Origin of the sequence: Dolichospermum flos-aquae CCAP 1403/13F, from assembly GCF_012516395.1 — a bacterium.
Lineage (GTDB): Bacteria > Cyanobacteriota > Cyanobacteriia > Cyanobacteriales > Nostocaceae > Dolichospermum > Dolichospermum lemmermannii.
Genome location: NZ_CP051206.1, coordinates 3105811 through 3120299 on the forward strand (window position 1 = coordinate 3105811; position 14489 = coordinate 3120299).

12 protein-coding genes are annotated in these 14489 nt (G+C 36.2%); 2 read left to right on the forward strand and 10 right to left on the reverse strand.

Features of this window, described 5'->3' with window-relative positions:
* Positions 1-226: 226 nt before the first annotated feature.
* The 9 genes from HGD76_RS15015 to HGD76_RS15060 all read right to left on the reverse strand — a co-directional run bounded on the left by HGD76_RS15015 (position 227) and on the right by HGD76_RS15060 (position 9678).
* Entirely contained in the window at positions 227-904 is a 678-nt protein-coding gene (locus tag HGD76_RS15015; protein ID WP_168696264.1) for a DUF8619 family protein, read from the reverse strand.
* Between the two features lie 186 nt (positions 905-1090).
* Entirely contained in the window at positions 1091-1927 is an 837-nt protein-coding gene (dapB, locus tag HGD76_RS15020) for a 4-hydroxy-tetrahydrodipicolinate reductase (protein WP_168696265.1), read from the reverse strand.
* Positions 1928-2134: 207 nt separating this feature from the next.
* The gene (locus HGD76_RS15025; RefSeq protein ID WP_168696266.1) at positions 2135-3721 is read right to left on the reverse strand and encodes an Hsp70 family protein; all 1587 of its coding nucleotides are present in this window, start codon (positions 3719-3721) and stop codon (positions 2135-2137) included.
* 174 nt (positions 3722-3895) lie between these two features.
* A complete protein-coding gene (locus HGD76_RS15030) occupies positions 3896-4447 on the reverse strand; it encodes a nucleotide exchange factor GrpE (protein WP_168696267.1) in 552 nt (183 codons plus the stop codon).
* A 68-nt stretch (positions 4448-4515) separates the two neighbouring features.
* Positions 4516-4728 carry a DUF2997 domain-containing protein gene (locus HGD76_RS15035; protein WP_168696268.1) on the reverse strand — a complete coding sequence of 71 codons (213 nt, stop codon included), beginning with the start codon at positions 4726-4728 and terminating at the stop codon, positions 4516-4518.
* Between the two features lie 39 nt (positions 4729-4767).
* The gene (locus tag HGD76_RS15040; protein ID WP_168696269.1) at positions 4768-5142 is read right to left on the reverse strand and encodes a DUF1257 domain-containing protein; all 375 of its coding nucleotides are present in this window, start codon (positions 5140-5142) and stop codon (positions 4768-4770) included.
* 77 nt (positions 5143-5219) lie between these two features.
* The gene (locus tag HGD76_RS15045) at positions 5220-6809 is read right to left on the reverse strand and encodes a Ycf46 family AAA ATPase (protein ID WP_168696270.1); all 1590 of its coding nucleotides are present in this window, start codon (positions 6807-6809) and stop codon (positions 5220-5222) included.
* A gap of 461 nt (positions 6810-7270) precedes the next feature.
* Positions 7271-8527, reverse strand: a complete 1257-nt coding sequence (locus tag HGD76_RS26125; protein WP_325064808.1) for an SUMF1/EgtB/PvdO family nonheme iron enzyme — start codon at positions 8525-8527, stop codon at positions 7271-7273.
* 593 nt (positions 8528-9120) lie between these two features.
* Positions 9121-9678: a YjaZ family protein gene (locus HGD76_RS15060; RefSeq protein ID WP_015079061.1), complete on the reverse strand. Its 558-nt coding sequence runs from the start codon at positions 9676-9678 to the stop codon at positions 9121-9123.
* A gap of 991 nt (positions 9679-10669) precedes the next feature.
* On the opposite strand from HGD76_RS15060, the gene HGD76_RS15065 reads away from it, so the two are divergent.
* Positions 10670-11059, forward strand: coding sequence for a DUF1815 family protein (locus tag HGD76_RS15065; protein WP_168696271.1), 390 nt, complete (start codon positions 10670-10672; stop codon positions 11057-11059).
* Positions 11060-11134: 75 nt separating this feature from the next.
* On the opposite strand, the gene HGD76_RS15070 is transcribed toward HGD76_RS15065, so the two are convergent.
* The gene (locus HGD76_RS15070; RefSeq protein ID WP_148760761.1) at positions 11135-11980 is read right to left on the reverse strand and encodes an alpha/beta fold hydrolase; all 846 of its coding nucleotides are present in this window, start codon (positions 11978-11980) and stop codon (positions 11135-11137) included.
* 720 nt (positions 11981-12700) lie between these two features.
* Here HGD76_RS15070 and metG point away from each other — a divergent pair.
* Positions 12701-14296: a methionine--tRNA ligase gene (gene metG / locus HGD76_RS15075; protein ID WP_148760763.1), complete on the forward strand. Its 1596-nt coding sequence runs from the start codon at positions 12701-12703 to the stop codon at positions 14294-14296.
* Positions 14297-14489: the final 193 nt, after the last annotated feature.

The window sequence follows — 14489 nt, forward strand, 5'->3', positions numbered from 1 at the left end:
CCGACAAGGATTTTTTAAATGTATTGACGGTAGGATAAGGGTTTTAGATTCTAAACTACCTTTTCCTCGAAACGCTTATGTATGCTTATTTTTGCCGTTTTTGCCAAAAATTATCAAGGCTCTTATTTTGGCTAAGGTATTGAGAAAAGTCAGAAGTTTCCCGGTGAACTTATCTGACTTTTCCAACTTGTGCTTATCCCCTGAGATTAAACTCTATTCCCTATCCCTATGTCTTCGGTGAACGGCGGCGGGGTTTTCTTTCTTGGTTTGCACGCAAGCGGACACTAACTTCATTAAAAAAGTCTTTGCGGACATAAGGATAATCGCTTACCCATAGATCACGACTAGGAATATATATATCGCTGAATTCTTCAATTGTGCTTAAATCAGAACTATTTGACATAACCACCATTTCAGCTATTTGACCACGAGAAATGACTTTGTGGGCGTTGCGTAATGGGGCTTCAAACTCCACACTAAATCCTGTGTCGTCGCCTATTTCTAAGTTAATCCGCTTTTCGCGGTTTTCGATGATGACTAACTCACCTTTACCGTTAACGGTTTCCTGTTTGCCCATTAACTTATCTGTAATCCACCAATCTAGCACTCTTCCCCGGAAAAAGCCACTGTATTTATAACGGCGGCATTTTCCATTGCGGATACTTGCTTGAAATACGGGATACCAAAGCCAAAAGAACGCACCAAATACTCCAAAAAAGAAGATTAACCCAAATTCCAATCTAAACAAGAATTGCATGAGCAATAGCACAGCTAAGGTAACTACAGAAATTAGTATCCGCTGCACAAAATTGCTTAACTTTCCCCAATAGTATTTATATTGTGGTCCAGAGGCAACCAGGGGAATGATTTGTTCAAATTTTTGGCGAGTTAGGGGAACGAGCATATTTTTGGCTTTTGGCTTGGAGATGGAAAAATCGCAATTTTCAAGGTAAGGATTCAGAATAGAGAATATGGAAGTCAAGATAATAATGGCTTTTGGAGTCAACTTTGATGAGGTTGAGAAAATTTCACTTCTCTCTATATTTATTATTATTCTGACTCCTGACTCCTGACTCCTGACTCCTTGCTTTTAAAGTATTTTTTCTAATCCATATACTAATGACTTTAGCTGATTAACTTTGCGGATGGCTAATATTACTCCTGGCATATAACAGGCGCGATCGCTGGTATCATGACGTAAGGTGTAAATTTGCCCTGCTGCGCCGAAAATCACTTCTTGGTGGGCAATGAGTCCCGGTAAGCGGATACTATGAATTCTAATCCCTTCATCTGCTAAACTGCCTCTAGCTCCGGCTATTTTCTCCGTTTCTTCCACAATAGCAGTGTTAAAGGTTTTACCCATTTCACCTAATAGTTGAGCGGTTTGAATGGCTGTACCGCTAGGAGCATCCGCTTTTTGGTTATGATGGAGTTCGATAATTTCTACATGATCAAAATACTGGGAAGCTCTGACAGCGGCTTCTTGGAGGAGTACCATACCAATGGAAAAGTTAGGAATAATCAAACAACCGGTACTGGCTTTTTCCGCAAAATCAGCTAATTCTTCCAGTTGTGCGGGACTTAAACCTGTAGTTCCCACAACCGGACGAATTCCATAGGCGATCGCACTGCGAATATTATTATAAACTGCATCAGGATGGGTAAAATCAACTAATACCCCCGGTTGCATCTGTCTTTCTCCGGCCACATACCCTAACATTGGCTCTAATTGATTGGTAATTGGTACTTCCAGGGGTTCACTTAAACCCGCTAGTTCCCCCGCGTCTTTACCTTGATGTTCGGGAGTTGTGTCAATTGCACCCATTAAAATCAAATCAGACGCTTGGGCTACTGCTTTAATTACTTCACGTCCCATTTTACCAGCAGCACCGTTAATGATAACGGGAATAGAACCTTGATTGCTCATAGATTTAACAATTATTTTTAATTCAACAGAGAAATTGTCTCACAAATGCAAGTTTTATAAAATTGATTTGTTTTCGACTACGCAACCATCAATAGTAATTGATCTTGTCAAAAAAGTTAAGTAACAATATAATTATATTATTATAGATATGATTAAAATTATAGAAGCATTGCATTTCTTATCATAGGAACACTTGTATTATTTTATTTATGTCAACTTATAAATTTCTCCCCTATTAATTAGAACTTTTCCCGTCAATAAATCCTTCACAGTTGCTAATAAAATCCGTCGAGAATCTACCTCAAATAACACCGATATTCTATCAATTCCTGCTTCACCTAGTGGGTTAAGTTTTGCCACACAAACCTGTTGATTTTGATTATCTAGGGAACGGTAACTTTCTTGATGTTGGAGAGTGCTAGAAGTCATTCTTCCCGAAGCATCAAACGCAATTTCTGTTTGTGACATATCACCTAATTCACCAATATCTAAACGAATCTCTTTTTGTCCATTATTTGCAACTTGCAGATTTAACCATTCCTGACGTTGACAAGGATATTTTTCACCTTTGGTAAATAAGCGATGATAAATATAACTTTTGCTATAATTTTCCCATAAACGAATCGCGTAACTATGACGGAGAAAATCATCTATTTCGGTAATCTGCGTTATTGCTAATGCACCATGACATACAGCATCAAAGGGTTTATCTAATTTTACTTTATTTTTACCAAAATAGGAAATAATTAATTGTTGAACTGCGGGAATTAAACAACTTCCTCCTACTAACAAAACCTGTTCAATATCATTCTTAGAAATACCCTTTCTTAAAGCAGAAGCTAAAACTTCATCTAAGGTATCTCGTAACTGTTGTAAAAATTGTCTATATTCTAAAATCTCCTCTAACTTTTCACGATTAATTTTTAATTCATAAGACATAAAAGATTCATCATCAAACCAACTTTCAGCTACAGATTGATTTTTTGATAATTGAATTTTTAATCTTTCCGCAATTTCTAATAAATTTTGATAACCAATTTTCCCAACTTGTTCCGGGGTTAAATTTTGAGAATGCAAATACTCATCAACTATCCAAACATCAATATCTTCACCACCTACATAAGCTTCCGACTTAGCTAAAACCTCAGCGCGTAAACTGTTATTTTTATGAGAATTAGTCACAGTTTTAACCAAACTCAAATCGAGAGTTCCCCCACCAAAATCTACTACTAAAATTAACTTACCAGGGCATTTTACAGCATATCCTAAAGCTGCTGCTGTAGATTCATCTATAACTGATACTTGAGAAACATTTAATTTTGTCCCCAAATCTCGAAACCAATCTAAATAACATTCAAAAGCACCAACAGGAACAGTAAGAATTAAATGACTAGGTTGGATATTTTGCCTTTTTATTTCCGTCCAAATAGTTTGGATAAACAACTCAGAAACAGAAATAGCATTATAATTTATCCCATCAATTTGGATTGCTGGTGGTTGATAATCTCCAGCTAAATCGCGTTTAAACTTTTTAAATAATCTTTCAGGAGGATAACTTTGAGAAAGTCCTAATCTTTGACTTCTCACACCTTCACCTAATATGATATTATTACCTGATTTAATAAACATTAAACTAGGAATAACGGGATATTCTAATCTTTCACCTTGAGGATTGACACCCAAAAACAAACGGGATAAATTAGGAAAACGTAAACTTTTAGGTAATTGAGTATCAGCTTCTAAAATACTAATTACAGTATTACTTGTACCAAAATCAATTGCGATAGTTGTCATAATTTGAGGAGTCAGGAGTCAGAAATACCGCCTGGGAATGAATTCCCAGTCTCATAGCTAAAGTCATCTAAAGATGACTAAATAGCTCGAAAATTTTTAGTAAACTTTAGTTTACTTTAACTATTAGCCCAGAAATTCATTTCTGGGCGGGTAAGGAAGCTAACAGATTTATATTTAATTATTATCAAATCCTGCTGGAAGAGTACGACTAATTTTAGCAGGATAAAGAACTTTATCACCATTTTGATAACCAATAAAACGAATATATACTAATTCCCCTTCTTGAATATCATCACTATCAGCTTGATGTAATTGGGGATTATAATTAACCTGTTTCCAAGTTTCACCAATAGCAGTATAACCCCAATTGGTAATTAAACTATCTAAAGATGTAAATAGGGAAATTAGGTTTTTAGCGGGTAATTCAGGTTTAGCTAAAGCCATTTTTTTAACTGTGGGATAATTGCTGAGTAGAGTTTGTAATTGGGTAAAAGTTTCTTGTTGAAAATCAGTTTGTAATTGTTGAGATTGTTGTTTTAATTCCTCCCTGAGTCGTTGACATTGAATTTCTAAATCTTTAATCTTCTGTTCTGTGTCTGGAGAAGTAACAGGTTGACTATTAATAGGTATATCTTGATTATTTGCTGGGAATAATATCCGCAGAATAATATAAACGATGATTACGAGAATTACAGCAAAAGCAACTTGATTAATTTGTTCTAGCATATTGTTTATGTAGTTGGTGTTCAGATCCCCGACTTCTTTAAGAAGTCGGGGATCTAGTTTACTCTAGTTTACTGCTGTTGTAAGGATTGATTTTCGGAAGTTGTAATTAACTCATCATCTTGATAATATTCCGGTAACAATTCCTGAGATTCTATTTCTCCTAAAGATTGTTCTAACCCCTTTGTTGTTTCCACACAACTAGAACCAGTGACATTTAAAACCCGTTCCACAATTTTACCATCCTTCCCAATGCGATATTCAACTTTTTGATATTCAGCCATAATGATTTTTCCTTTTTAATAATGTTAATAAATCAGAAATTAAACCCATTTACCAACAATAACCCGCACCGTACCATCTGCTAAAACCTCCTCTTCCTCCACATTAAAACCCTCAGTTTGAATTGTTTCCATCAAAGTTTTATGAGCGTATCTTTGACTAATATGATTAACAAACTCCTGCTGATTAATTTTCGCACCCCAAAAATCAGCCACTAATTCATAACTTTCTCCATTTTTACGAAAACCTAAATCATAACCATTAGATTGCTTAATCACATATTCAGCATTAGTTTTATCACCCATATAACCCCGAACTTGAGTATTTTGTTCAACTTGATAACCTAACTCCTTTAATACTTGAAGCAGCACTTCACCCTGTTTAATTTGCACCTTGATAGTTGTAAAATGAGACATAAAAAATCAACTCCTATAAAAAACTCTCTTAAACCTCTTCCCTCTGCGTCCTCTGCGCCTCTGCGGTTCGTTATTATTTAATCCACCTCCAAAGGACCCAAACCTTGCTGCTGAGAATAAACCTTCAACTCCTCAATTAAGAGTGTATCAATAGAAGCCGTTCTTGCGCCAGCTTCCGCAGCCCAGCGTTTTAAACTCGTAATTTGTTCCTTAGCAATAGCCGCCAAAGGAACAGTTTCCGATACCGCTGCTAAAATATCTTCCGTGCTAAAATCCCGCCTATTACCAGCGACTAAACTACCAAAAGCGCGGTGCATACCATCAATAATTACCTGTTGAATTTCCGCACCGCTAAAATTTTCGCTATGACTTGCAAGTTTCTGTAAATCAAAATCTCGCAGTCGGGAAGGACGGATTTTTTGCAAGTGGACTTTAAAAATATCATGGCGTTCTTTTTCCGTAGGTAAATTTAAAAAGAAAATTTCATCAAATCGCCCTTTCCTTAATAACTCCGCTGGTAATATTTGCACATTATTAGCAGTAGCCACCATAAACACCGGACTAGTTTTTTCTTGCATCCAGGTAATGAGTGTACCAAATACCCGGCGCGATGTTCCAGAGTCACCATCTGTACCACTATTAATATTACCAAATGCTTTATCTACTTCATCCATCCATAATACACAGGGTGATATTGCTTCTGCTAATTGTATCATTTGCCGAATGCGACTTTCACTTTCTCCGACTATACCCCCAAATAATCTCCCCACGTCTAAACGTAACAATGGTAAACGCCATTCATGGGCGATAGTTTTGGCTGATAATGATTTTCCTGTTCCTTGGATTCCTACTAATAAAACGCCTTTGGGGTTGGGTATGCCATAACGTCGTGCTTCTTCGGTAAAAGCATCTTGACGCATTCGCACCCACTGTTTGAGATTTTCTAATCCGCCGACGGTTTTTAATGATTCATTGGCCGTGTAAAATTCTAAGATTCCCGTTTGGCGAACTGCTTGTTTTTTCTCTTCTAAAACTCTATCAATATCTGTTTCGTTGACTTGTCCTTTTGCTGCTAAAGCGGCGGCTAAAACTCTTCTAATTCTGGCGCGACTTAATCCTTGACAGGCTTTGATTAATTGTTCTTTTCCTAGTCCGTTTAAGTTAAGTTTTTCGGGGACTATTAATTGATGAATTAAATAATCTATTTCTTGGATGTTGGGTAAGGGAAAATCAATTACTGTAATTTCTTCTTGTAGTTCTGGGGGAATGGTTAATATATGACTAGTGAGGATGAGGGTTTGGCGTGTGCGTTTGAGTTGACGGGTGAGGTTTTTGATAGCCCGAATTACGGGAGCATTTTTTTCTGTTTCGGGGTTTTTGAGGATAAAATGAATGTCTCGCAATACAAATATTGTGGTTGTATTTTCTGGGGTTTTGGTAATTCTTGATAATGCACCCATGACTGAACCTTTATCAGTTCCGTTGTCATCCCAACCGGTGACGATATCCCATAATAATAGTTGTCGTGGTGTCTGGGATATTTGGGTGAGTTGTTGGAGGACTTGTTCTATTGGTTCTTCTTCGACTCCGACTATATATAGTAGGGGATAGCGGGCGCGAAGCATGAGGTCTATTTGTTGGAGTAGTTGTTGATGGGGGTTATTCATTATGTATAAATAGGGGAGTTAGTTGTTAGTTTATTCGGGTTTTTATTTCGCGCAAAGTTGCAAAGAAGAAAATAAATGTCAGAATCAGGATGACCAGGATTTGAGGATGTACAGGATGTGATTGTTTGATTATTGGTTAGTTGTTGATTATTAGTATGGAGAAAAGTGAATATTGATGAAGTGAGATGGAAGATTATTGTCTGAATCAGGATGTCCAGGATTTGAGGATGTACAGGATGTGATTGTTTGATTATTGGTTAGTTGTTGATTATTAGTATGGAGAAAAGTGAATATTTATGAAGTGAGATGGAAGAATAAATATATGAATCTCATCTATCAATCATCAAATTACAATCCTGTAAATCCTTTAATCCTGGACATCCTGATTCAGACAAAAAATTCTCGCTACGCGAAATAGATAAGACAAGAAAAGAGCAAGAGGGTAAAAGCGCATAGTGATACTAAGTCCCCACCGCACCACTACATACAACCCGAAAACCGATATTGTTGCCGTCGTCGAGGAAGTTGCTGTCGCGATAAGCAGAACGGCAAGTAAGAGAACCGAAAAGCCACGAACCACCGCGCATCAGATATTCATCACTACTTGATATAATATTATTTAACCATGCGCTTCCATCTGTAGGCGCACCTTTATAATTACTATGCCAATTATCTTGACACCACTCCGATACATTGCCGTGCATATCATATAATCCAAAATTGTTAGTTACTCCAAAGCTGCCTACTACTGTTGTAATTCCTTCAATCCCATTGCCATAAATATAACTATCGTTCCCAACGCCATAAGTATAACTATCGTTACCATTATCGTAATGATAGTTAGCCAAATGCGTTGTAATTGTCTCTCCAAAGTGAAATGGTGTGGTAGTTCCGGCTCTACAAGCATATTCCCATTCAGCTTCACTAGGTAATCTGTAGGTTTTTCCTGTTCTTTCGCTTAACAGTTTACAGAATTTAACCGCATCATTCCAACTAACGCATTCAACAGGGCGATTACTACCTTTAAAAAAAGAAGGGTTAGTTCCCATAATAGCTTGATATTGTGCCTGTGTTACTGGATATTTTCCCATAAAGAAACTAGGAACTGTCACTTGATGCTGGGGACTTTCATTATCACTTCTTCCCTCTTCATTTTCCGGTGAACCCATCATAAAAGTACCACCAGGAATTACAGCCATTTCCAAGGTAACACCATTACCCAAATCTTCCATAAAATATCTAGCTATACGCGGCTGACGGTGAATAATAAATTGATATTCGCCGATTTCATATTGAAATTCGCCGACTTTATCGGATTTGAAGATAAATTCGTCAAATTCGTCGTCAAATTCGTCGTCAAATTCGTCGTCAAATTCGTCGACGACTGTGACTACTTCGATTTGTTCTAGTTTTAAACCTTCTAGATTAGGCTTTTGTAATATTTGCTTAATTCTTGTTTCTGTTCTAGAATTTAATATTAAATAAGCCGCATTTTGAATATCCCAAGATTCATCTTTTAAACGTGCAATTACTAAATCTAAACCCTGTTCTCCATAATTCAATGCTTGCTTCAGTGCAGCAATTCTTACATTTGAATTTGGATTTTGCAACCGTAATTTTACCCCTTCAATACCACCTAAAACCGCAGCACCTTCTAGTGATGGACTATTACCACCAAGCACAGCATCGTATTCTCGCGGTTGTTGTGGATTATTCATGATTCGTTAATGGTTGGTTTCATGTATGCTGTATATAAAATAGCATATTATTGTCAGAATCAGGATGTCCAGGATTTAAGGATGTACAGGATGTGATTGTTCGATTATTGGTTAGTTGTTGATGATTAGGATAGAGAAAGGTTAATTTTTATGAAATTACTGTAATAATCAATACATCATTTACCTCTAGTAATCATCAAATAACCATCCTGTAAATCCTATAATCCTGGTTATCCTGATTCAGACAAAATATTAAGTAAATAGTCATTAACCATCAAATAACCATCCTGTAAATCCTTTAATCCTGGTTATCCTGATTCAGACAAAATATTAAGTAAATAGTCATCAACCATCAAATAACCATCCTACCAATCCTATAATCCTGGTTATCCTGATTCTGACAAATAGAAACTTGACGAAGTTGAAAATATAGCCTAATATGGAAATATAGGATGCAGCAGACATGATTTAGGCGTTGAAAGATAGTCTAAACATGACATCCCGTTACCTTTATGGTCGAGGAATTCCGGTAAAGACGTTCTGAATACCAAAAATTGATTTTTGGCGAAGACTCCTCAAGGAGTCTTTGTTATTTAAGGACTGGGTAATTTTTTATTATTTAATAAGTTTTTAGCTATCACAAAAAAGCGAACTTTTTTGATTTTACCTATACCATCATATTTAGGGTAGGCGCTTTCTACGTGCAACCTCAGCTTTTTACTTTCCCGAAATACTGTAAAAACAACAAAATAATCAACTTCAATACCATTAGAATCTACAATTTTAACGGTTGCAAAGTTTCCATATCCAGCATGACATACTAATGTTGTTTTTTCACCCAGTGACTTGATAATACTGGGTAAATGCTTTGACAAGTTGTATCTTTCAAAATTGAATGGTCTAGACTCTCTTGGAGCATTATACATCAATAAATTTGATTCTTCGCTGCTCAGTTCATCCGATTCTTTCGTAAAACAATGTGAGCTATATGTGACGATAAATCTGTATGTGAATGGGTTATTTTCATCTGTATCATCAGTATATTCAACCCAGTGAACATCAAGATGTGATAAGTCGTAAACTTGACCATTAAATGTGAAATTTCTCCAGTGTTTAACCTCCGTCTTGACTGTATTAAAATTTTTACCCATGAGTTAATATAAGCTGCTATGATTTATACAATAATCTTGTAATCTTAATAGTATAAAAATCACAATGTCAAATATTTAAAGTTTACAGGATGTGATTGTTTGATTATTGGTTAGTTGTTGATGATTAGTATAGAGAAAAGTAAATAAATATTTATGAGGTGAGATATAATAATCAATACATAAACGACAGCCATTAACCATCAAATAATCATCCTGTTAATCCTATAATCCTGGTTATCCTGATTCTGACAAAATATTAAGTAAATAGTCATCAACCATCAAATAACAATCCTGTTAATCCTATAATCCTGGATATCCTGATATGGCTTACGCCACGCTACGCTATCAGACAAAATATTAAGTGAATAGTCATCAACCATCAAATAATCATCCTGTTAATCCTATAATCCTGGTTATCCTGATTCTGACAAAATATTATACTTTCTGAAAACCAGCTTCTCTCATATTAAGATCAGTGTTATAGCGGAGATTAAAAATATATATATACTAGAAGTAATATATTAACTAAGTATGTTTACTAGTTGCGTTAATCTCAATCTATGTTATATGATATGAGGTTTATTTGAAATGGAGATAAAAACACAAGCAACGAAAATAAGCGCTAGAGTAAATAAATCATCTCAATTCAGCTTCATATCGTCTGTGATAGTTCAATACATAGATTTAACGAACTTGACTATGAGTGGATTTAAGTTAGGCTAAAAACGTCTCAATTTTATCAAGTACGATTCCGACAGATCGGGGAAACCAAAATGTAAATTTTAGTACCTGTGTTTGCTATAAGTACCTGAAAAATTGAATAGTTTGATACTGCTTAAAGAATCGTTATCCACTAACCTAAACAAGTTAACTAATTATCGAACTCATAAACCGCTAAAAATTGTGAATACTATTCTACAATGCCAGTTTATGAGAAAATCTAAAGAAAATATAAAATAAACTCAACTGACTGTGGTGTCTGGAGGGACAAGTGTTTTTAAGACTAGCAAACGAACATAGACAATTTATTCAAGATTTGGTAATGAATTTGCAAGCCTTAGCGGTTGTACTAGAACGGCATGGTTATCCTGCTTCCTGCTATACTTGCGGCAATCAGATGAACAGTGCATCCTTTATGGTCAGCTTAGGAGACAACCATCTAATTCGCTTTTTAGTATCCGACTATGGAATTACTTGGACAGAAATGCGTGATGATCGGGAATTAATGAAATTAGAAGGTGCGGAAGCGATTAACCAGTTACAAGAACTAGCTACCCTTGTCAAAGAGGCAATACAAACCTCTAAAAATACTGAGTATTCATCTCCCAAAGGCAAACGGATCTTACAGAATACTGTGGGAAGTGGGAAAACCCACCGATAGTAATTACAGATTATAGGGGCAATTTCTTCAGGAAGCCAGGTACATGAATTGCCCCTGTAGTAACGTAATTAAGCTTCACATAGACTTGGTGATCATGGAACTTGCTGTTGATGTGATAAATTTTGGTGTATTAATATTAAATTCTAAAAAATCGTTATCTTTGAGAATTTGATAGAGATTCACATCTTTCTCTAGTAAACAAGCATGACCGCTATTTGGGAGGAGAAATGTCCGATTATTTGGTAATATCTCCGCTAATCTGGCGATTTCACTGACGGAAGGCAATAAAAGATCGCTACCACTCCCAATGAGTAAAATTTCTTGTGTTAGCCGTTGTAAATCGTTTTTATCAACGTGGAAATCTCGCAGCAATGATAAACGCCAGTTTACCGTTGCTGAGGGCAGGGAACGCATAGCTGTAAGCAGTCTATAGCGATCGCTTTGAGAAATCCGTGCTAATGATGCCAGAAACGGTAATAACCCTAATGCACCCAGATTAAATAGGGATGATGGCACAAACTGAGTCATCTGGGATATCCAATTAAACCAGAATTGCTGGTGCAAAGATGAAGCGGGATTAATTAAAATAATCCGTTTAAATAACTGCGGTGATTGAATTGCGACTTGCATTGCTAAACAACCACCAAAAGATTCACCACATAGGTATATTGGGCGTTGACAGCTTGTTTCCAATTCAGCGTGAATTAAGTCCAAAACATTCCTTGCTAAAACGTCCCAAGTCGCAAGATAGTTTTTGGGTATAGCCAAGCAACGAATATCTAAACAAGAGGCTAATTCAGAGATTTGGGTTTGCAATAATTCACCACTCCCATCCATTCCTGGTAAATAGATGAATAACGGGGAATTTGATTGTACTGGTTTTGGAGTTAAAAAACAAGGTTGAGGATCAACTGCTGGCATTTTGCTGATTTTTATTCGTCTACTCTATCTTTAACTTTACCCTTTCCGTTATCCAGATAGGGATTGTGACGAAATTTTTATCCTTTTTGCTTTGTCTAAAATCAACCTTTCCACATAAAAAATAACCCACTCTGAAACCATGATTACAGAATTTATGGCGATTTTTATTCATCATATATAAGTATGTGAAAGCGTTAAATCCTCCTCACTGGCAATAGTGTCAGATTGGTGCTGTATTCAACTATCAGCAGTCAGCCAAAAGCAGGAATAACAAAGAAAAGGAAATATTTATTTCCTGGAAGTTACAGCTTACACCCAGGAAATTATGGTTAATTTTCTGTATTTTCACCTTTAAAGCTGTTAGCTTAATGCTTAATGCTTAACAGTTTTGTCAACTATTACTGGGAGAATCTGATATGGGAATTATATCCACACAATTATTTATATCGCTAGAGTTTCAGTTAGTGTATTCCCTGTAACTACCAATGCAAGAAACAGGTTTTACCATGATTATTAATTAGTAAATACTTTCGCTGATTTGGCCAGAAATCAGGTGAATTTATAGAAGTAATTAAACAATTCTTCAGTCCATAAACTTGTTATCATTCAGAAGGAGTTTGAAAAAAACAGTAGCAATGTTATATAATTGCGTAGTTTTGTCTAGATAATCTAGATTATTAATAGAGAAAACTGATTAATAATAATTTGCTTTTATTGTCCATGAATCTTGTGAATAAAACAGAAAAGACTTTTGCACTGACCACACCACTATACTATGTCAATGATGTCCCCCATATTGGCAGTGCTTATACAACTATAGCAGCGGATGTAGTAGCCAGATTTAATCGCTTGCAGGGGCATCAGGTGCTACTAATTACAGGTACAGATGAACATGGTCAAAAAATTCAGCGTTCAGCAGCGAGTTTAGGAAAACCACCACAGGATTTTTGTGATGAAATTGTCCCCAGTTTTGTCAGATTGTGGGATTTACTCGATATTCAATATGACCGCTTTAGTCGAACTACAGCACCCCGTCACGAAGCCATAGTTAAAGAGTTCTTCCAGCGGGTTTGGGAAAATGGCGATATTTACCAAGGAGAACAAAAGGGTTGGTACTGCGTTTCCTGTGAAGAGTTTAAGGAAGAACGGGATTTACTCGCAGATAAACACTGTCCCATTCATACTAACAAACAAGTAGAGTGGCGAGATGAGCAGAACTATTTCTTCCGCTTGTCTAAATATCAAACTCAGTTGGAGGAATTTTATCAATCTCACCCAGATTTTATCCAACCTGTCAGCAGACGAAATGAAGTTTTCAATTTTGTCACCCAAGGTTTACAGGATTTTTCGATTTCGCGGGTAAATCTTGATTGGGGTTTTCCCGTACCTGTGGATTCTCAACATACATTATATGTGTGGTTTGATGCTCTTTTAGGTTATGTTACAGCATTGTTAGAACCAGATGCAGAACCAACCTTAGCTAATGCTTTACAAACATGGTGGCCGATTAATCTGCACTTGATTGGTAAAGATATTTTACGCTTTCATGCTGTGTACTGGCCAGCAATGTTGATGTCAGCGGGATTACCTTTACCAGACAGGGTATTTGGACATGGTTTTTTAACTAAAGATGGTCAAAAAATGGGCAAGACTTTAGGTAATACTCTTGATCCTATCGCTTTAGTGGAAAATTATGGTAGTGATGCCGTTCGTTATTACTTCCTTAAGGAAATCGAATTTGGGAAGGATGGCGATTTTAATGAAATTAGGTTCATTAATGTTTTGAATGCAGATTTAGCAAATGATTTAGGTAATTTGTTAAATCGGACTTTAAACATGGTGAAGAAATACTGCGCTAGTCAAGTACCGTCCATTAGCCATTCAGACATTCCATCGGAAAATCCTTTGAAAGCGATAGGGTTACAGTTGGGAGAAAAGGTGAAACAAGCATACACAGCATTAGCTTTCAATGAAGCCTGTCACTATGTTTTATCTCTGGTGCAAGCCAGTAATAAGTTTATTGATGATCAAGCCCCTTGGTCATTATATAAACAAGGTAAACAGGAGGAAGTGGAAGCGGTGCTATATGCGGTTCTGGAATCTGTAAGATTAGCAGCTTATCTTCTATCCCCAATTATTCCTAATATCAGCAGTGATATTTATCAGCAATTAGGCTGGGGGATCAATTTTAATGAACAAAAAGAAAGTGCAATTTTAGCTCCTTTTTGTACCCACTCAACCTGGGGAATATTATCCGAACAACAAATATTGGGAACACCAAAACCAGTTTTTAAACGGATAGAAACATCAAAATAAAAGATTAATTTTGGGAACTGCGAATTTCTTAAAAAACGATTCGGGGCTATTAATTACATCTTAATAGTAGATCAAGGAAGTAAATAATCAAAACAGTTTTACTGATGATTGAAGATTCCTGATGTATTAGCCCCGGAGACTTATCATTAGCAACTCTAATAAGCAGATAGTTAGAAATTTCTATCATCACAGG